Origin of the sequence: Tistrella mobilis KA081020-065 (genome assembly GCF_000264455.2) — a bacterium.
GTDB lineage: Bacteria > Pseudomonadota > Alphaproteobacteria > Tistrellales > Tistrellaceae > Tistrella > Tistrella mobilis.
The window spans coordinates 875601-893540 of the sequence record NC_017958.1 but is presented as its reverse complement, the minus strand read 5'-3'; the positions used below and the strand labels follow the sequence as shown (position 1 = coordinate 893540).

Genomic DNA, 17940 nt, shown 5'->3' with positions numbered 1-17940 from the left:
TCCTCGTTCGCTGCGTCACGCCTTGCGGCGGAAAGCTTCCGGATCGCCGGCGGAGCCCAGATAGGCGTCGAGCACCGTCTGGTTCGCGCGGATCTCGGCCATGGTGCCCCGGGTCAGCACGGTGCCCTGGGCCATGACGATGACCGGGTCGCACAGCTCGGTCACGAGGTCCATGTCGTGCTCGATGATGCAGAAGGTCATGCCGCGCTCGCGGTTCAGCCGGCGGATCACATCGGCCAGCTTGACCAGCAGCGTGCGGTTCACGCCCGCTGCCGGCTCGTCGAGCAGGATCACCCGGCAGTTGTCGACCATCATGGTCCGGCCGAGTTCCAGCAGTTTCTTCTGCCCGCCCGAGAGGTTGCCGGCCAGCTCGCCCGCGACATGGGTGATCTCGAGGATGTCGAGCACCTCCATCGCCTTGCGGCGGATCTGCGCATCCTCGCGCTGAACCCGTCCCCAGGACAGCCAGGCCGAGATCAGGTTCTCACCCGCCTGGCCGGGCGGCACCATCATCAGATTTTCGAGCACGGTCATCCGACCGAGTTCGTGCGGAATCTGGAAGGTGCGCACCAGCCCCTGCCGGAACAGCTGGTGGGGTTTGAGCCCGGTCACGTCGCGCCCTTCCAGCAGCACCTTGCCGCTGGAGGGCGACAGGGCGCCGGCGATGATGTTGAAGAGCGTGCTCTTGCCGGCACCATTGGGCCCGATCAGGCCGGTGATGGAACCTTTCGGCACGTCCAGCGAGCAGTCGTCGACGGCTGTGAGCCCGCCGAAGCGCTTCACGATGTTCTGTACGGAAATCAAGGCCGACATCGCTTCCATATGTCGAAGTTGGCCGCATGCCGCACCGATCGTCCCGCGGGGGCCGGACGGCCGGACGGCGGTTGCCCTGATGGAATGCTGCGCGCTGTGGTTTCGCGCGTCCAGCCGTAACGTGTTCGGAAGCACGTGCGGTGCATCAATTCTCCCCCAGCACCGCAGCCCCTCCGCGGGCCTCCCCTGAAGGCTCCGGACCTAAGTAACCAAACCGTCGCGCGCTGGCAACCGTGAAACCCTACCAGAGCGAACGGTGTCGATTCCGAGGTTTGGGCCGCATGTTTCGCGATCCCCGAACCGGTGCGCGATCCCGATTATTTCCGGAAGAACCCTTCGGATCTGATACCGACCGCCGGATCGCAACGATATTGCGCTGCACAAGAAATATTGTGCATGGCGACATCCTGGATCCGGGCGATTTGATTCCGAACTGGTATACCATTATCTCGGGCGTGATTGCGATCGTATGGGCCGTCACCACTCCCGGTGGTGCGCAAGCTTCTGCCTTGATTTGCACGGGGCTGGAATGATCCTGCCCCACGCGCCCTCTGCCGGCGGGTGGATAGACAGCACATTCCCGCGGCGGCCGCCCAGACTTCGCGACCGGGAGCGGGCGGAGGCCCGATCCCGTCCTCATGCGAAGGGATCCCCGGATGACTGCCGCCGACACACGCATCGCCATCGTCATCGACCCGGCCCTGCCGGCCGGCCTGCTTGCCAACACCATCGCCGGCATCGCCATCGGCCTGGGGTCTGCCCGGCCGGCCCTCGGCGCCGTCGCCCTGACCGATGCGGCCGGTCGCCGCACGGCCACGATCACCAACCTGCCGGTCCCCGTCCTTCAGGCACCGGCGGAGGTGATCCGCGGCCTGCTGCTGAAAGCCCTGCCGGCCCCGGAAGAGGCGGTGGTCGTCCCGTTCCCGGCCTTCGCCCGCAGCCTGCACGTCTTCGCTGACTACGTCGCCGCCTTCCCCGACCGCGACCTCGGCACCGAGTCGATCGACGGCGTCGGCCTCGTCGGCCCCGGCAAATGGGTCCGATCGCTGACCGGCAGTCTCAAGCTGTTGCGTTGAGCGACCTCTGCCGACAGCCGGTTGTCCGGACCCTGGCGTTTCTGCATATAATTCGATGCAGAACACACGTTCCGGGCGAATCGTGTCCGTCGGATCGGCCGACGGGCTGATGGCCGGACGAATAGCGGGACGGTCCGTCCATCATGCTGAAATCGGCGTTGAGCCGTCTGACCGGGAGCCTGCATCGCCCGGTCCATCTGAACCGTGCCTCGTTGCAGGTGTTCACCGAACTCGACGCCACCCGGGTGGCGACCGACCTCCGGCTTGAGGCCGAGGGCCGTGCGCGTGGCGCGCGTGAGGAGCCGCCCGCTGACAGCCTGGTCCCGGACGATGTCGAGGCCCGTATTGCCGAGCAGGTTGCCGCCCAGAACGGCCGTGCTTTCGAGACCTTCGAGGAACAGGTCCATACCTATTCGGAGCGCCTGGCCGGGCTCGCCTTCGAGGAACGGTTCAACGAGATCCGGCTTGCGGCGCCTGAATGTCTGTCCGAATTTCGGGCCGAGGCGGCGAAGGGCATGGACGAGCTGCATGGGCTGCGCCGCCGGGTGCTGGAGGCCGAGGCGGAACGCAACGCCTTCCGTGCCCGTCATGGCATCGACCGTGCAGCCCGGCTGCACACGCCGCTCCGGCGCGGGCTGTCCGTTGCGGTGATCGCGCTGCTGCTGCTGGTCGAGACCATCGCCAATGGCAGCTTTCTGGCGGTCGGCAACCAGGCTGGTCTGCTGGGCGGCGCATCGCAGGCCTTCTTCTTTGCGGCGCTCAATATCGGCGTGGCCTTCTTCCTGGCATTCTGGGGCGTCTCCTGCCTCGCCCACCGCAACGGGGCGGTGAAGGCCGTGGGCGTCGTCTCGCTGCTGATCTATCTGGTGCTGGCCGTGGCGATCAATCTGGCGCTCGCTCATTACCGCGAGGCTGCCGAACTCGTCGCCGAAGGGGCCGGGCAGGAGGTGATGCGCCGGCTTGGCACGGCGCCCTTCGTCATGGCCGACATCCAGTCCTGGATCCTGTTCGGCATCGGTCTGCTGTTCTCGGCCCTTGCCTTCGCCGATGGCTGGCAGTTCCGCGACCCCTATCCGGGCTATGCCGGCGTGCAGGCGCGGCTGAATGCCGCCCATGATGCCTATATGGCCCGCAAGACCGCGCTGATCGACACGCTCGACGACATCCGCCGCGACTATGGCGAAAAGCTGGGGGAGGTGAGCCGCGACCTCTCGGAACGGCGCAAGGACTACGACACGATCATCTCCAACCGCCAGCGTCTCCAGCTGCTGTTCGAACAGGCGCAGGTCAATCTGGAGGCTGCCGGCACCGCGCTGCTTCGGATCTACCACGCCGCCAACCAATCGGCGCGGAGCACGCCGTCGCCGGAACGTTTCGTCCGGGGCTTCACCCTGACGCGCATTCCTGCCGCCATCCCCCGGCGGGACGAGGGAGATCGCGACCTGCTGAACGAGCAGATCCGGATCGCCCAGCAGACGCTGGAAGCCGCGATCGTCGACATCAACCGCGCTTTCGCCGACACGGTCGAACGTTATCGACAGCTCGACACCCTGATTCCGGAGGCGGGGGATGGCAAGGCGGCGTAGGCGGCGCGGCGGCCGCGGCGAGACCGGCACCGTCATCGGCCTCGTTCTTGCGGTGGTGGCGATCCTCGTCATCCTCGGGGCCGGCGGCTGGCTGTGGTTCGGCGCCGAACGTCCGACGAAGCGCGACCCTGAGAGCCTGTGTCCGGCCGACGGACGGCTTGCCGGCATCACCGTGATCCTGATCGACAGTTCCGACCCGCTGCCTGAGATCGGGCGGCGCGAAGTGAAGACCCTGCTCACCGATATCGCGACCCGTGCCGCGGTGAACGAGCGCATCGATCTGAGGGTGATGACACCCGAAAACGGCGGTTCGCGGTCGCTGTTCAGCCGCTGCAATCCGGGCGATGGCAGTGATCTCGACGAATGGACCGCCAATCCGGCACTGGCTCGCAAGCGCTGGATCACGGCCTTTGAACGGCCGCTTGCCGAGGCGCTGGGAACCGGATTGGCGCCGCATACCGCCGATGTCTCGCCGATCATGTCGGCCATCCAGGGCATCGCGGTCGACAGCTTTGCGGGCCAGGCCGTAGCCGATTTGCCTAAGTCCCTGGTGATCGTGTCCGACATGGTTGAGAACACACCGCTCTATTCGCAGTTCCGGGGGGATCTGCGCTACGACACCTTCAGGGCATCCCCTGCATACAGGCAGTACCACACCGATCTCAAGGACGCCTCGGTGACGCTGTTCTATATCGAGCGTGCGACATCGAGGTTCAGATCGGTGGAACATGTCCGCTTCTGGGGTCAGTGGATCGTTGACAACCTGGGCCGGCCTGGCCCGGTCCATAAGCTGCAGGGGGCTGGCTGAATGTCCGGCACGCGTCTCGACACGGCCTTTGGGCCGATCGTGTTCTTTGCATTCGTGATCGCGGGCGCCGGCTTCATCATGGCGGCGAAGCTGATGGGCCTGCCTGCCGGGGTGGTCACGGGCGTGCCGGTGGTCCTGATGCTCTGCTATGCAGCGGCCCTGCTCGGCTTCCGCAGGCTCCGGCTGCGCGCTGACCAGAACGGCGACAATCTTTACTATATGGGCTTTCTCTACACCCTGGTCAGCCTGGGGGCCTCGCTCTACCAGTTCAGCGCCGATGGTGCGGCCGACGAGATCGTGCGCAATTTCGGCATCGCGATTGCCTCGACCATTACCGGGGTGGCGCTCCGGGTGATGTTCAATCAGATGCGGGTCGATCCCATCGAAGTCGAGCATACCGCCCGCATCGAACTTGCCGACGCTGCCCGGAAGCTGCGGCGCGAGCTGGACCGGACGGTGCTCGAACTCTCCCATTTCCGCCGTGCCACTGAACAGGTGATGGGAGAAGGCTTCGAGGAGATTCTGAATACCACCCGCACGGTGTCGGAACGGCTGCTTGCCGAGGTCGAGACCGCCGTGCAGAAGGCGGTGCAGCCGATCGAGGCGGTATCGCAATCGTCGAGTGCCACGCTCGACGGACTTACCACCCGGGTGTCCGCCTCGCTCGGCGACGTCACCCGCCGTCTGGCCGAGGACACCGACGGGCTGGCCGCCAGCGCCGGCCGGGTGACCAGCAGCCTGGGTGAGACGGCCGAGCGGCTGCGCGCGATGCAGACGCCGGAACAGCTGATCCGGATCCAGCTTCAGCCGACCGTCGATGCGCTGGCCGGGGCTGCCGCAGGTTTCGAGCGGGCGTCGCACGGGAACACCGAGGCGCTGATCCGGGCGATCGGGGAGGTGGAACGAGCAGCCCGGGCGCGGGAGGCCGCCGGAGATGAGGTTCTGGGCGAGACCCGGGACGGGCTGCGCCGGCTCGCCGAGGCAATGGAGCGCGCCGAGGCCGGCAACCGCCGGATCGCCGAGGCGCTTGCCGCGCTTGCCGCCCGCGATCACGTGCAGGCGGTGCCTGTGGCATCGGCAGAAACCTTCCAGACGGCGGATGACGCGCGACCCGTGGGGCAGGGCGGATGAGCGACGCACCGGATGGCGGCATGCGGCGTTCTGCCGCCTCCTATCGTCGCGGCATCGTGCTTGGCCTGACCATGGCAGAGCTGATGCTGTTGCTGGTTTTCTGTCTGGCGCTGATCTCCGCCGTGATCTTCACCCGCGACGCCCGCACCATTTCGCGCATTCAGGCGGAGCTTGCCGAGGCGCGGCTCAAGGTCGCAGAACTCGATGCCGAGGGATCGGTGATGGCCCGGATGCTGGAGGCGCGCCCGGATGTGCCCGAGGACTGGCGCGAGCTGTCTATTGGCGCGGCAACCGCCCGCCAGCTGGCGGAGACCGGCATGACCGTGCCGGAGGTGCAGGAAATCGCCCCTTATTGGCGCGACCTCGCCCCTTATGTCCGAGCCGGTATCACGCCTGAAGAGCTGGCCCGCCTGATCGACGAGGCCCGGGCGCTCGACGCTGCCCGCGCGGAACAGGATCTGGTCGGGATGACGCCCGACGAGATTGCGCGGCTTGCAGCCGGAGCCCGCACGGCGGAGACTGCCCCGAAGACCGATGCGGCGCCCGGTATGCTCGACCGTCTGCTCGGGCGCGGGGCACATGACTGGCCGCCGATCATCAGCCTGAGCGAAGCAGACGGCTATTCCTTCGGGATCGGCAGTGCCGAGATTTCGCCGGAGTTCCGGACGCTTCTGTCCACGGCTGTGGTCGAGCAGCTGGTGCAGATTTCGGGCCGTTACGGCACCGATGTGATCGAGGTGATCGGCCATACCGACGAGCAGGGCATGGGCGGCCGCCAGTCAAATCTGGATCGCAGCCTGCTGCCGGTTCTGCGTGGTAGCGAAGGTGCCGGCCGGCTTCGTCCAGGGGACAATGCCGGGCTGGGCATGGCCCGTGCGGCCGCGGTCGCCCGCATCCTGCGGGCGGATCCCCGGCTCTCGGAACTGCGCATCCTGCCCTATTCAGGCGCGCAGACGATCATGCCCGGCGATGTGCTCGCCGATGGCTCGCAATCGGGCGACGTGAAGGAACGCCGCCGGATCGAGATCCGGGTCCGCCGCTCGCCGCAGGCGGGGTGAACGGATCAGCCGCCCGTCAGCCGCCGGATGTCGGCGCCGAGCGCATCGACGGCCCTGTCCAGATCCTCCCCGGTCATGCCCAGGCGGTCGCAGGCGTGGCGGCGGTTGTCCGGAAGGTCGAGCGTCTCGTGAACCCGTGAGAGGGCGGCCAGGACCGAGGGGCCGTAGGCGCCGACGGCCTTTGTGACCGCTGCATCCGGGACAGGGCCCAGATGCTGGATCAGCATGCCGAGATCGATCGCATCCCACCAGGCGACGGCTTTGTCTGCCTCGCGGTCGGCATTGGCGAGCAGTTTTTCGGCGTACTGGTCGGCTGTTGTCAGCACCGGACAGCCGCACAGCCGGGCATCTGGCGGATCCAGGTCGATGCGGGCTTCGCGGACGATTTCGAACTTCACCGGCCGGCCGTCGATCTCGATCAGGGCACGCAGGCCGTACTGATCGGCGCGGTGGCCGCGAGGCAGGGTGACGGGGGCTCTGAACAGGCTTCCGAATCCGCCGTCGAAGATGCGCTGATGGAGGAAGCGATACCCTTCCGTGCTGGCGCAGAGAAAGTCGACATCGGCCGAAACCCGGTATTCCCCAAGCGCCAGCACGATCGCGGTGCCGCCGCCGAAGCGGCAGGCGCCCGCATCCAGAACCGCCGCGTCCAGCCGATCGAGCAAAACGGCGACGGCCTGATGTTCGGGGCGACGATAGCCGGTCATCGGACCAGCATCCGCCCGGCCCCCCAGCGCCGGGTCAGGCGGTCGATCAGCGCCCGTTCGCGGGGCGTCAGGCGGTCCTGGTCGACATGGCGCCAATTGGCTTCGTAGAGCGCAAAAACTTCCGCTTCCGGCAGTGGTCGTGCCGGATCGCGGTTCCAGGCGAGCAGCCGGAGTTCGGGATACTCGGCCGGGACGATGAGGGCGGGTGGGGCGATGTCGTGGGCCATGGCCCTGACTCTAGGCATGGCGGGCCGCCGCTGCCACCAAAACCGAACGCCGCCCCGGTCGGAACCGGGGCGGCGTCGGGTGGTCATCGGGATGCAGGCAGGGGCGGGCGGGCCGCCCGGCCGGTCACGAGCAGCCGCTGGTCGAGCCGCAGGTGACGCATTTCAGGCAGGTGCCGTTGCGGACCAGGGTCATGTTGCCGCATTCGCCGCAGGGGTCGCCCTCGAAGCCCTTCTGGCGGGCGATGCGGATCGCCTCCAGGCGCTCGTCGACCACTTCGGCACGGCCGATGGCGGTCGGCGACAGGTCTTCATGCGCATGGGCATGGTCGTGGGGCTCGGCATAGGCAGTGGCGGTGTTGCCGCCGGCGCCGCCGCGGAGCACGTAGAGATTGCTGCGCACGAAGCCGGCGCTGGCGAGCCCCATGGCCGCGGCAACCGCCGGCGCCGGGACGGGCGTGCCGCCCTGACCATCTTCGCGGGTGCCCTCGCGCACGCCGCGGCCCACGCTGTCGGGCAGCAGGTCGGCGGCCTGGACCGGCTGAACATGGGCGAGATCGGTGCGGCCCAGATACGAGATCGCGAGTTCCCGGAACACGTAGTCGAGCACCGAGGTCGCCATCTTGATCGCGTCATTGCCTTCGACCATGCCCGAGGGCTCGAACCGGCTGAAGACATAGGCGTCGACATACTCGTCCAGCGGCACGCCGTACTGCAGGCCGATCGAGATGGCGATGGCGAAGGCGTTCATCAGGCTGCGGAAGGCGGCGCCTTCCTTGTGCATGTCGATGAAGATTTCGCCCAGCTTGCCGTCTTCGTATTCGCCGGTGCGCAGATAGAGCTTGTGGCCGCCGACCACCGCCTTCTGGGTATAGCCCTTGCGGCGATGGGGCAGGCGCTGGCGCTCGCTGATATACTGGGTGACGATCCGCTCGGCCACCACGCGCGCCTGTTCGGCGGCGGGCCTGGCTGCGAACTCGGCCACCGCCTCTTCCACGTCCTCGACATCGTCGTCCAGGATCATGGCGTTCAGCGGCTGCGAGAGCTTGGAGCCGTCGCGATAGAGCGCATTGGCCTTGAGGCCCAGGCGCCAGGACAGCATGTAGGCCGCCTTGCAGTCTTCAACCGTGGCCGCATTCGGCATGTTGATGGTCTTGCTGATCGCGCCCGAGATGAAGGGCTGCGCCGCCGCCATCATGCGGATATGGGCTTCGGCCGACAGGTAGCGGGTGCCCTTGCGGCCGCAGGGGTTGGCGCAGTCGAAGACCGGCAGGTGCCGGGCTTCCAGCCCCGGCGCGCCTTCCAGCGTCATCGCGCCGCAGACCCAGATGTTCGCGGCCTCGATCTCGTCCTTCGAGAAGCCCAGGCCCTGGAGCATGTCGAAAGCCGGGTCGTCGAGCTGGGCATCGGTGAAGCCCAGCGCGTCGCGGCAGAACTCGGCGCCCAGCGTCCACTTGTTGAAGGCGAATTTCAGTTCGAAGGCCTGGCCCAGCGACTTCTCCAGCCGCTCGATCGCGGCATCGTCGAAGCCGCGGGCCCGCAGCGCGTCATGGCCGATGGCGGGCGAGCCGGCCAGCGTGCCGCGGCCGACCGCATAGTCGATGATCGCGCGGATCCGCGGCTCTTCATAGCCGAGCTTCGCCAGCGCTTCGGGCACGGTGCGGTTGATGATCTTGAAGTAGCCGCCGCCGGCCAGTTTCTTGAACTTCACCAGCGCGAAATCGGGCTCGATGCCGGTGGTGTCGCAATCCATCACCAGACCGATCGTGCCGGTGGGGGCGATCACGGTCGACTGGGCGTTGCGGAAACCATGGGCCTCGCCCAGTTCCAGCGCCTGGTCCCAGGCGCGGCGGGCGGCATCGCCCAGGCGCGGATCGGGCAGGTTGGCATGGTCCAGCGCCACCGGGGCCACCGACAGCTGCTCATAGCCCTCGCTCGCCCCATGGGCGGCGCGGCGATGGTTGCGGATCACCCGCAGCATCGCCTCGGCATTGGGCGCGTATTTCGGAAAGGTGCCGAGTTCCTTCGCCATCTCGGCCGAGGTCGCATAGGCGACACCGGTCATGATCGCGGTCAGCGCACCGGACAGGGCGCGGCCCTCGTGGCTGTCATAGGCAAGGCCCGAGGCCATCAGCAGGCCGCCCAGATTGGCATAGCCGAGGCCGAGGGTGCGGAAATCATAGGACAGCTGAGCGATGGTCGCCGAGGGGTACTGCGCCATCAGCACCGAGATTTCCAGCGTCACGGTCCACAGCCGGACCGCATGCTCGTAGGTCTCGATGTCGAAGGAGCCGTCCTCGCGCCGGAAGGTCATCAGGTTCAGCGACGCCAGGTTGCAGGCCGTGTCGTCGAGGAACATGTATTCCGAGCACGGGTTGGACGCGTTGATCCGGCCGTGGGCGGGGCAGGTGTGCCAGTCGTTGATCGTGGTGTCGAACTGGATGCCGGGATCGGCGCTCGCCCAGGCGGCGTTGCCGATCTGCTCCCACAGATCCTTGGCGCGGATGGTGCGCACCGACTTGCCGTCGGTACGGCGGGTCAGCGTCCACTCGCCATCGGCCAGCACCGCATTCAGGAAGGCATCGGTGACGCGCACCGAATTGTTCGAGTTCTGGCCCGAAACGGTCAGATAGGCTTCCGAATCCCAGTCGGTGTTGAACACCGGGATATGGAGTTCGGTATAACCCTGGCGCGCGAACTGGATGACGCGCTGAACGTAATTCTCGGGGATCAGCGCCGCCCGGGCGGCCTTGACCGCGGCCTTCAGCGCCGGGTTGCGGCGCGGGTCGAAGCGGTCGTCCTCGGCCACCTTCAGATCCGAGGCGGCCTTGATCACCGCGTTCAGATGCTTGTTGGCGAGCTTGGAGCCGGTGACGAGCGCCGCCACCTTCTGCTCTTCGATCACCTTCCAGTTGATATAGGCTTCGATATCGGGATGGTCGACATCGACCACCACCATCTTCGCGGCCCGGCGGGTGGTGCCGCCCGACTTGATAGCGCCGGCGGCGCGGTCGCCGATCTTCAGGAAGCTCATCAGGCCCGACGAGCGGCCGCCGCCCGACAGCGGCTCGCCCTCGCCACGCACCGACGAGAAATTGGTGCCGGTGCCCGAGCCGTATTTGAACAGCCGCGCCTCGCGGACCCAAAGGTCCATGATGCCGCCCTCGTTCACCAGATCGTCCGAGACCGACTGGATGAAGCAGGCATGGGGCTGCGGGTGTTCATAGGCCGTGGCCGAGCGGGTCAGCTCGCCGGTGACGTGGTCGACGTAATAATGGCCCTGGGCCGGGCCGTCGATGCCATAGGCCCAGTGCAGGCCGGTGTTGAACCACTGCGGCGAGTTGGGTGCTGCCATCTGGTCGGCCAGCATCCGGCACATCTCGTCGCGATAGGCGGCGGCATCGGCTTCGCTGTCGAAATAGCCGCCCTTCCAGCCCCAATAGGCCCAGGTCCCGGCCATACGGTCGAAGACCTGGGCGGCGGTGCGCTCGCCGGTATAGCGCTCACCCTCGGGCAGGGCGGCCAGCGCCGCCTCGTCGGGTTCCGAACGCCACAGGAACTCGGGCACGCCCTCTTCGGGCACGCGCCGGGTGACGGCGGGAACGCCGCGCTTGCGGAAGTACTTCTGCGCGATGATGTCGCAGGCGACCTGCGACCACGAGGCGGGCACCTCGATATTCTCGAGCTTGAAGACGACCGAGCCGTCGGGGTTGCGGATTTCGCTGGTGGCGGTCCGCATCTCGATCCCCTGGTAAGGGGAGCGGCCATCGACGGTGAGCTTGCGGGCGATCCGCATCGTATCCTGCCTCCATCATGCTGGCGGGCGGCTTGAGGCCCGCTCGCGTGGGATTCAACGGAAAATGGCGACGCAACGACGCCCCGGGCACGGAAACACCCCGAAGCCCGGCCACCGGCGCATCGACTGCATCGGTTCGTTCCTGGGCGCGCGGGGTGCGGTGTCGGGGGTCGGGTCTGTCGGGTTGGGGTTATGTCCGAAGGTCGCCGGCCGGACCGGCGCCAAATCTGCGGCGGGATCCCCGAGGAAGATGTCTTCGGTCTGCCCGTCTGACCCGGATCGTAAGCCTGTACGGCCCCGCGCCGCAAGTGTTTTCCGAGCACCCTGCCTTACAATATCTAGGGGGTCTTGCGGGGGATTTTATCTATATGGTGTGGTCATGTATGGAAAAGCCCGCCATGTCCGGGACTTCGCACAGCATTCGCGCAAAGCCCCGGAGGGCCTTGATTCCGCGCCGGAACCGGGCGATTCTTCCCCCGCTTTTCCACAAGCGGCCTGTGGACAGGATGGCTGTCATCGATGCGTAATGCAGCGCCGCGGCCACCCCTGCACGGCACATATGCCCGCCCTGCACGGCCGAGGCTTGCGCACCCGGGGGGCAACCCCTATCTTGGCGGCGGCCAGTCATCCGGATAGTGGACCCCATGACCAATCTCATGACACGTCTTTACACCCTGCGCCACGGCGTGTCCGTGGGCGAGGACGAGTTCGGGAACCGTTATTTCCGGCACAAGGACAACCCGTCCAAGCGCTGGGTGACCTATGGCAAGGGTGTCGACCCGACCACGGTGCCGCCGGAATGGCATCGCTGGCTGCACGGCACCACCGACCAGACCCCGGTCGAGGCGCCGCTGGCGCGCAAGACCTGGGAAAAGCCGTTCGAGCCGAACCACACCGGCAGCGCCGAAGCCTATCTGCCCAAGGGCCATATCCTGGCCGGCGGCGAGCGGCCCAAGGCCACCGGTGACTACGAACCCTGGACGCCGTCCTGATCTGATCGGGTATCTGCCGGCCGGCACTGTCGCCGGCCGTCGCAGCTGATCCGGATCCAACGGCCGGAAGGAAGCAGAGCTTGCAGCGCAGTGTCGTCGAAACCCTGCTCGGCGCGGCCGTCATCGCGGTCGCGGTCGGCTTCGCCGTCCATGCCTATACCGGCGCCGGGCGCGGCGGCAGCGGCAGTGGCTATGCCCTGACCGCCGCTTTCGACAGTGTCGACGGCATCGTGCCCGGCTCGGAGGTCCGCATCGGCGGCATCAAGGTCGGCAGCGTCACCGGCCAGCATCTGAACCCCGAGACCTATCGCGCCGAGATCACGCTGTCGATCGACCCCACGATCAAGCTGCCGGCCGACAGCTCGGCCGAGATCGCAAGTTCGGGCCTGCTGGGCGACAAATACGTCTCGGTGGTGCCGGGCGGCGATGATCGCATGCTGCAGCCGGGCCAGGCGATCACCTATACCCAGTCCTCGGTCAGCCTCGAATCGCTGATCGGCCGCTATCTCTTCTCGTCCGGCGGCAGCGGCGAGGAGAAGCCGGCCGGTGCCGAAGCCCCCGCCGCCGGCGGTGCGGCGAAGAAGGATCCGTTCGCGGAATGATCAGGATGCGCAGCCTTGCGACCGTGGCGCTCGGCGCCCTGCTTCTGGCCTCGGGCCCTGCCGCCGCGCAGCAGCAGACGGGTGGAACGGGCGGCATCCCGGGCAAGGTCGCGATCTTCAACGGCCTGAACAAGGTGACGGCGCGGATCAGCCGGATCGTGGCGCCCATCGACCAGCCGGTCGAATTCGGCTCGCTGGTGATCACCGTGCGCTATTGCGAAAGCGCGCCGCCGGAACAGGCCCCTGAGGCCCGGGTCTTCCTGGAAGTGCAGCAGACCACCGCTTCGGCACCGACCGAGCGGATCTTCGACGGCTGGATGTTCGCCTCCTCGCCGGGTCTGAACGCACTCGACAACCCGATCTACGATATCTGGCCGATCTCCTGCGTCGACAAGGCGCCGGAGCCGTCGGACGAGGGCGCCGCGAAGCCCGCGGGCTGATCCCGCTCAGACCTCCACCACCACCGCATCGGCATCGTCCATCGGATCGCGCGGCCGCCGCCGCCGGGGCTGTGCCACCGGGCCGTCGATCGCCGCCAGCACCTGATCGGGCGTGCCCGCGCCGAAACCGAAAGGCTCGGGGATGAAGCTCGCCCTGATGCCCAGCGCATTGCGCAACCGGTCCTGATAGACCCCACGCGGGATCTCGATCGCCCCGAAGCGGGTCAGGTGGTCGGTCACGAACTGGGTGTCGAGCAGCCGATAGCCGCCACGTTTCAGCCGGGCCACCAGATGGACCAGCGCCACCTTGCTGGCATCGGTGCGGCGGCTGAACATGCTTTCGCCGAAAAACGCCGCTCCCAGCGACACGCCGTACAGCCCGCCGACCAGCTCGTCGCCCTCCCGTACCTCGATGCTGTGGGCATGGCCCATCTGGTGCAGCTCGGTATAAAGCGTCAGGATCTCGTCATTGATCCAGGTCCGCTCGCGCCCGGGGGCAGGGGTCGCGCAGCCGCGCATCACGCCCTCGAAATCGGCATCCACGGTCACGGTGAACGGCTGGCGGCGGATAGTCTTGCGCAGCTTGCGCGGCAGGTGAAAGCCATCCAGCGGCAGCACGCCGCGCCGGTCGGGGTCGACCCAGTAGAGTTCGGGTTTGTCGCCCGACTCGGCCATCGGGAAGATGCCGCAGACATAGGCGCGCAGCAGCAGGTCGGGCGTCAGATGCATGCCGGATGTCCCTGGGGAGGAAACTGCTCCAGATGTGGGGTGGCCGGCCGCGTTCCTCAACGTCGCCCCGGTCCCTGACCTGCAGCCGGCACCCAACCTGCACCCCGTGGCGCCGGGTGGCAAGAGCAGCCGTCAGTTGCCCGTCAGCATCCGCATCATGTCGCGGCGCAGATCGGTGGTGCGCGGCCGCTTCACTGCCCGGAAGGGCAGGGGGCGGCAGGCTTCCATGGCGCCGAGCCCGATGCGGGCGGCGACCAGGCCGTTGACCACGCCCTGGCCCAGCCGGGCCGAGACCGCGGCGGCAAGCCCGCCGCCCAGCGCGTCGACGGCGGTATCCTGGCCGGCCTCGCCCATGCCGGCGACGGCGGCCGCACCCAGGCTGCGGCGCACGATCTTCAGGCTGGCGATCCGCCCGGGCCGCACGCCGTAGAGTGCCGCCACCTCGCGCACCAGCCGGGCATTGCGCCACAGCACCACCGCGGCATCCAGCAGGGCCGCCGGGCTGGCGGCGGTCGCCAGGGCCGTGTCGCGGGCGGCCAGCAGCACCAGCCGCCGCGCCTCGGCATCGATCGGGGCCAGCAGCAGGCGTTCGGTCAGGGCCAGGGCCTCGGCGGCGTCATGGGCATCGGTCAATTGGGCGGCGAAATCGGCCCGCGCGGCGGCAAGCCCCGGCCGGGCCTCGTAGAGGGCCGCGACCCGGGCGGCGAGGGCCGCGGCATCGGCGGCCGCGGCGGGGTCGTGCAGGGCATCCGGTGCCACCAGCCGTTCCGCCTCGTCCCGCAGCCCGTCGACCCGGGCAAGCCGCCGGAGGGCGGCAATCTCGGCGCCGCCCAGAATGCCGAGCCCGCCAAGCGTGGCGACGCCGAGCCCGGTGACCATCCAGCCCAGCCAGTCGGCATGGGCGAAGGCGCGGGTGGCGAGATCCCAGGTCTCGAAGCCGATCAGCGCCACCGCAAGGCCGCCGAGCCCGCCCCAGAGCAGCCGGCGGCCGGTGCGGCGCGTCGCGGCCCCGGGCGCCAGATCCGGCATCAGCCCGCGGCCGGGCACTGTGGCGGGCAGTGCCGCCTCCTCTGCCGGCCGTGCGGTCAGGGCGGCCGCTTCGGGCAGCTCCAGCGGGCCCGACGCTGCCGCATGGGCGGCTGCCGGACGGCGGGGCGGCGTTGCGGCCGGTTCGTCGAAAATGCGCGGGCGGTCGGTCATCCGAGCCGGTCTCCGATCAGATGATCCAGCGCCTGATCCAGGCGGATATGGGCCATGCCATGGCCGTCGCGGACCAGACCCTCGGGCGGCAGGAAGGGCGGGAAGTCGAAACCGCCACCGGCGGCCCGGGCCAGCGCCTCGGCCGGATCGGCCGGCAACTCGCCCGGATAGACCACCGACGGCCGCTTGCGGCCGGCGATGCGGCCGCGCACGCAGGCGAGGTTGCGGCCGTCATGCTCGGCGAACACGCTTTCCGCCGCCTTGACCGCGGCGATGGCCAGTGTGCGGGTCTCGGCCCCCTCGAAGCGGATCGCGCGCGCGGCATCGGCCACCAGCGACTGCATCAGCGCGTCCAGCCGGGCATGCTGGGCGGCCGGCACCTGGTCGGCCTTGGTGGCGGCGAACAGCACCCGGTCGATGCGCACGCCCGACAGCAGCCGGCCGATCATGCCGTGGCCGCGGCCATAGCGGAAGGCGCCCAGGCTTTCGGTCAGGGCGAGCTTCAGATCCTCCACGGCATCGGCCCCGGCGCTGAGCGCACCGGGCAGGTCGACCAGCACCACCTGGCGGTCCAGCCGCGCGAAATGTTCTCGGAAGAAGCGGCCGACGATGCGCTTGCGATACTGGTCGAAACGCTCCGCCGCCACGGCATACAAACTGCCCGAGGGCACGCGCCCCTTGGGTTCCGGCAGAGGGGAGAAGGCCAGCACCGGCGCGCCTTCCAGATCGCCCGGCACCAGAAAACGGCCGGGGCCGAGGCGCGAGACGGCAAGTCCCGCCGTACGGCAGGCAATCAGATGCGCGCTCCAGCCCTGGCCGAGTTCGGCGAGCGTCACGTCATCGGCCGGGGCGGCCGGATCCAGGGTTTCCAACCGGGCGAGGAAGGGGCGGGCCAGCTCGGCGCGTGGCCCCTGGCGCAGCGTGGCCAGAGCCTCGGCCGACCAGTCGGCGAAGCTGCGCTCGATCAATGCCAGATCGAGTAGCCATTCGCCCGGATAGTCGATGATATCGAGCGTCAGCTCGCGTACAGGCCTGATCCGCCGGTCGACCATGCCGGCCGGTTTCCAGCGCAGCCCCATGCGTAGTTGCGAGAGCATGCGGGTGGAGGCGGGCCAGCCCGGCATCTCGCCATCGCTGCCGGCCAGTCGCGCCAGATGGGTTTCATAGGCGAAGCGCGGGATCTCGGGATCGCCCGGCCGGCGCAGCTCGGCGCCGATCAGCCGGCCATCGGCGCGGGCCTGAAGGAAGGGCAAGCGGTCGGGAAACAGCAGGGCGCGGGCGACCGCGGTGGTGAACACGGTCTTGCCCGACCGGGCAAGACCGGTCACCCCCAGCCGGAGCGGCCGGTCGAGCAGAGACGCCGCCTCTTCTGCCAGCGCCTCAGGCGTCAGGCGGCGGGCAAGACGGCGGGCTTCCAGGCCCAGGCGATCGAAGGGAGAGGTGGACAAGAGGGTGCGGTTCCGGTCGTGAATGGGCAATCCGGCTGACAAAGGGCAGCCGCGTCACCTTTCCAGATCGGGACCCGGTGGCCTCCCTTCAACAGGAGCCGTGAATCATCGCCGTGTCACTGGTCGCCGGATCACCAGCCGCCGAAACGCGGCCAGATCGCCGGGGCGGCGCCAATATCCGCCGGGATGACGTGATAGGCGTCGAACTGTGCGGCGGTGGCGCAGGCATGGTTGGGCAGGATGCGCAGCAGCGTGCCGACCGGCAGCTCCGGCGGCGTGGCCGCCGCACCGGGACGCAGGGCCAGGATGCCGTGTTCCTGATTGGCGCCGGTGACGATCAGATCCGGGATCACCCGGCCATCCGCAGTCAGCACCAGCCCATAGCCCTGATCGACCGCCTGGCCGGCCGTGCCGCGATCGCGCGACAGCGCCATCCAGCCGGCATCGACCAGGATCCAGCCCCGGTCGGGGCGGTGGCCGATCACGGTGGTGGCGACGGAGAGCGCGATGTCGTCTACCGCGCAGGCGCCGATCCCGGCCATCACCAGATCGAAAAAGACATAGACCCCGGCGCGGACCTCGGTCACGCCCGCAAGATCGCGGGCGGCAAGCGCCGTGGGGGTGGAGCCGACGCTGACCACCGGGCAGGGCAGGCCGGCCGCGCGCAGCCGGTCTGCCGCCGTCACCACCGCCCGGCGCTCGCGTTCGGCGAAGGCGGCATGGGCGTCCGCGCCCGAGACGTCGTAGCTGCCGCCGGCATGGGTCATCACCCCGCGGAGGTCGGCCCCGCCTTCGTGCAGGATATGGCCGATCTCGATGATCTCCGCCGCATCGGGGGCGAGCCCCGCACGCTTGCCGTCGCAGTCGATCTCGATCAGCACCGGGATCGGGCCGGCCCCGGCAGAGGCTGCCGCAACCGCCTGCGCCTGTCCGGCGGAATCCAGGATCACCGCCAGATCGCAGCCCCGGGCCCTCAGCGCCTGCACCCGGCCGAGCTTGGCGGGCGTGATGCCGACCGCATAAAGGATGTCGCGCACGCCCGCCGCCGCGAAGACCTCGGCCTCGCGAAGGGTGGAGACGGTGGCCGGCCCGCCCATGTCGGGCAGCATCCGCCGGGCGATCTCCACCGATTTGGCCGTCTTCAGATGCGGCCTGAAGCCCACGCCGAGCCCGGCGATCCGCCGGGCCATCCGGTCGATATTTGCCGCCATCTTCGCCTCGTCGACCACAAGGCATGGGGTCTGCAGATCGGGGGAGAGGCCGGCCATGGCAGGGCTCCGGGAGAGGGTGGGCTCCGGTAAAACGCAGACGGGCGGGCCGGAAACGCCTC

The 17940-nt window shown here is 68.5% G+C and carries 17 protein-coding genes; 9 read left to right on the top strand and 8 right to left on the bottom strand.

Annotated elements, in window-relative coordinates; translation table 11 throughout:
- Positions 1 to 15 precede the first annotated feature (15 nt).
- Complete coding sequence (locus tag TMO_RS27550) at positions 16 to 822, bottom strand: ABC transporter ATP-binding protein (RefSeq protein WP_014748348.1); 807 nt, start codon at positions 820 to 822, stop codon at positions 16 to 18.
- A 272-nt stretch (positions 823 to 1094) separates the two neighbouring features.
- On the opposite strand from TMO_RS27550, the gene TMO_RS31455 reads away from it, so the two are divergent.
- The 6 genes from TMO_RS31455 (at position 1095) to TMO_RS27525 (ending at position 6472) form a co-directional block, all read left to right on the top strand.
- Positions 1095 to 1346: a hypothetical protein gene (locus TMO_RS31455; RefSeq protein WP_145978478.1), complete on the top strand. Its 252-nt coding sequence runs from the start codon at positions 1095 to 1097 to the stop codon at positions 1344 to 1346.
- A 123-nt stretch (positions 1347 to 1469) separates the two neighbouring features.
- Positions 1470 to 1889: a DUF2000 domain-containing protein gene (locus TMO_RS27545; protein WP_014748347.1), complete on the top strand. Its 420-nt coding sequence runs from the start codon at positions 1470 to 1472 to the stop codon at positions 1887 to 1889.
- Positions 1890 to 2032: 143 nt separating this feature from the next.
- Entirely contained in the window at positions 2033 to 3475 is a 1443-nt protein-coding gene (locus TMO_RS27540) for a hypothetical protein (protein ID WP_014748346.1), read from the top strand.
- On the top strand, positions 3459 to 4283 hold the full coding sequence (locus tag TMO_RS27535; protein ID WP_014748345.1) for a hypothetical protein: 825 nt from the start codon (positions 3459 to 3461) through the stop codon (positions 4281 to 4283). Before TMO_RS27540 ends, TMO_RS27535 begins: the two co-directional genes overlap by 17 nt.
- Positions 4284 to 5414: a hypothetical protein gene (locus tag TMO_RS27530; RefSeq protein WP_014748344.1), complete on the top strand. Its 1131-nt coding sequence runs from the start codon at positions 4284 to 4286 to the stop codon at positions 5412 to 5414. It abuts the gene before it with no gap.
- On the top strand, positions 5411 to 6472 hold the full coding sequence (locus TMO_RS27525; protein WP_014748343.1) for an OmpA family protein: 1062 nt from the start codon (positions 5411 to 5413) through the stop codon (positions 6470 to 6472). Before TMO_RS27530 ends, TMO_RS27525 begins: the two co-directional genes overlap by 4 nt.
- Before the next feature lie 5 nt (positions 6473 to 6477).
- On the opposite strand, the gene TMO_RS27520 is transcribed toward TMO_RS27525, so the two are convergent.
- From TMO_RS27520 to TMO_RS27510, 3 genes are all read right to left on the bottom strand, one after another.
- Positions 6478 to 7179, bottom strand: coding sequence for a nucleotidyl transferase AbiEii/AbiGii toxin family protein (locus TMO_RS27520; protein WP_014748342.1), 702 nt, complete (start codon positions 7177 to 7179; stop codon positions 6478 to 6480).
- Positions 7176 to 7406 (bottom strand): hypothetical protein, encoded by a 231-nt coding sequence (locus TMO_RS27515; protein WP_014748341.1) that lies wholly within the window; start codon positions 7404 to 7406, stop codon positions 7176 to 7178. The genes TMO_RS27520 and TMO_RS27515 overlap by 4 nt, the downstream gene beginning before the upstream one ends.
- A gap of 124 nt (positions 7407 to 7530) precedes the next feature.
- On the bottom strand, positions 7531 to 11199 hold the full coding sequence (locus TMO_RS27510) for a vitamin B12-dependent ribonucleotide reductase (RefSeq protein WP_014748340.1): 3669 nt from the start codon (positions 11197 to 11199) through the stop codon (positions 7531 to 7533).
- Between the two features lie 644 nt (positions 11200 to 11843).
- Between TMO_RS27510 and TMO_RS27505 the strand changes: the two genes are divergently transcribed.
- From TMO_RS27505 to TMO_RS27495, 3 genes are all read left to right on the top strand, one after another.
- A complete protein-coding gene (locus tag TMO_RS27505; protein WP_014748339.1) occupies positions 11844 to 12191 on the top strand; it encodes an NADH:ubiquinone oxidoreductase subunit NDUFA12 in 348 nt (115 codons plus the stop codon).
- Positions 12192 to 12271: 80 nt separating this feature from the next.
- On the top strand, positions 12272 to 12793 hold the full coding sequence (gene mlaD / locus TMO_RS27500; RefSeq protein WP_014748338.1) for an outer membrane lipid asymmetry maintenance protein MlaD: 522 nt from the start codon (positions 12272 to 12274) through the stop codon (positions 12791 to 12793).
- Complete coding sequence (locus TMO_RS27495; RefSeq protein WP_014748337.1) at positions 12790 to 13233, top strand: DUF2155 domain-containing protein; 444 nt, start codon at positions 12790 to 12792, stop codon at positions 13231 to 13233. The genes mlaD and TMO_RS27495 overlap by 4 nt, the downstream gene beginning before the upstream one ends.
- A gap of 6 nt (positions 13234 to 13239) precedes the next feature.
- On the opposite strand, the gene aat is transcribed toward TMO_RS27495, so the two are convergent.
- The 4 genes from aat to TMO_RS27475 form a co-directional block, all read right to left on the bottom strand.
- Positions 13240 to 13962: a leucyl/phenylalanyl-tRNA--protein transferase gene (aat, locus tag TMO_RS27490; RefSeq protein WP_014748336.1), complete on the bottom strand. Its 723-nt coding sequence runs from the start codon at positions 13960 to 13962 to the stop codon at positions 13240 to 13242.
- 132 nt (positions 13963 to 14094) lie between these two features.
- A complete protein-coding gene (locus TMO_RS27485) occupies positions 14095 to 15162 on the bottom strand; it encodes a TIGR01620 family protein (protein WP_014748335.1) in 1068 nt (355 codons plus the stop codon).
- Positions 15159 to 16610: a YcjX family protein gene (locus tag TMO_RS27480; protein WP_014748334.1), complete on the bottom strand. Its 1452-nt coding sequence runs from the start codon at positions 16608 to 16610 to the stop codon at positions 15159 to 15161. The genes TMO_RS27485 and TMO_RS27480 overlap by 4 nt, the downstream gene beginning before the upstream one ends.
- Before the next feature lie 131 nt (positions 16611 to 16741).
- Positions 16742 to 17878, bottom strand: a complete 1137-nt coding sequence (locus tag TMO_RS27475) for an alanine racemase (RefSeq protein ID WP_014748333.1) — start codon at positions 17876 to 17878, stop codon at positions 16742 to 16744.
- Between the last annotated feature and the right edge of the window lie 62 nt (positions 17879 to 17940).

Excerpts from the sequence above, each read along its gene's own strand:
- TMO_RS27550 (WP_014748348.1), bottom strand. The coding sequence starts at position 822 with ATGGAAGCGATGTCGGCCTTGATTTCCGTACAGAACATCGTGAAGCGC.
- TMO_RS31455 (WP_145978478.1), top strand. The coding sequence starts at position 1,095 with ATGTTTCGCGATCCCCGAACCGGTGCGCGATCCCGATTATTTCCGGAA.
- TMO_RS27545 (WP_014748347.1), top strand. The coding sequence starts at position 1,470 with ATGACTGCCGCCGACACACGCATCGCCATCGTCATCGACCCGGCCCTG.
- TMO_RS27540 (WP_014748346.1), top strand. The coding sequence starts at position 2,033 with ATGCTGAAATCGGCGTTGAGCCGTCTGACCGGGAGCCTGCATCGCCCG.
- TMO_RS27535 (WP_014748345.1), top strand. The coding sequence starts at position 3,459 with ATGGCAAGGCGGCGTAGGCGGCGCGGCGGCCGCGGCGAGACCGGCACC.
- TMO_RS27530 (WP_014748344.1), top strand. The coding sequence starts at position 4,284 with ATGTCCGGCACGCGTCTCGACACGGCCTTTGGGCCGATCGTGTTCTTT.
- TMO_RS27525 (WP_014748343.1), top strand. The coding sequence starts at position 5,411 with ATGAGCGACGCACCGGATGGCGGCATGCGGCGTTCTGCCGCCTCCTAT.
- TMO_RS27520 (WP_014748342.1), bottom strand. The coding sequence starts at position 7,179 with ATGACCGGCTATCGTCGCCCCGAACATCAGGCCGTCGCCGTTTTGCTC.
- TMO_RS27515 (WP_014748341.1), bottom strand. The coding sequence starts at position 7,406 with ATGGCCCACGACATCGCCCCACCCGCCCTCATCGTCCCGGCCGAGTAT.
- TMO_RS27510 (WP_014748340.1), bottom strand. The coding sequence starts at position 11,199 with ATGCGGATCGCCCGCAAGCTCACCGTCGATGGCCGCTCCCCTTACCAG.
- TMO_RS27505 (WP_014748339.1), top strand. The coding sequence starts at position 11,844 with ATGACCAATCTCATGACACGTCTTTACACCCTGCGCCACGGCGTGTCC.
- TMO_RS27495 (WP_014748337.1), top strand. The coding sequence starts at position 12,790 with ATGATCAGGATGCGCAGCCTTGCGACCGTGGCGCTCGGCGCCCTGCTT.
- aat (WP_014748336.1), bottom strand. The coding sequence starts at position 13,962 with ATGCATCTGACGCCCGACCTGCTGCTGCGCGCCTATGTCTGCGGCATC.
- TMO_RS27485 (WP_014748335.1), bottom strand. The coding sequence starts at position 15,162 with ATGACCGACCGCCCGCGCATTTTCGACGAACCGGCCGCAACGCCGCCC.
- TMO_RS27475 (WP_014748333.1), bottom strand. The coding sequence starts at position 17,878 with ATGGCCGGCCTCTCCCCCGATCTGCAGACCCCATGCCTTGTGGTCGAC.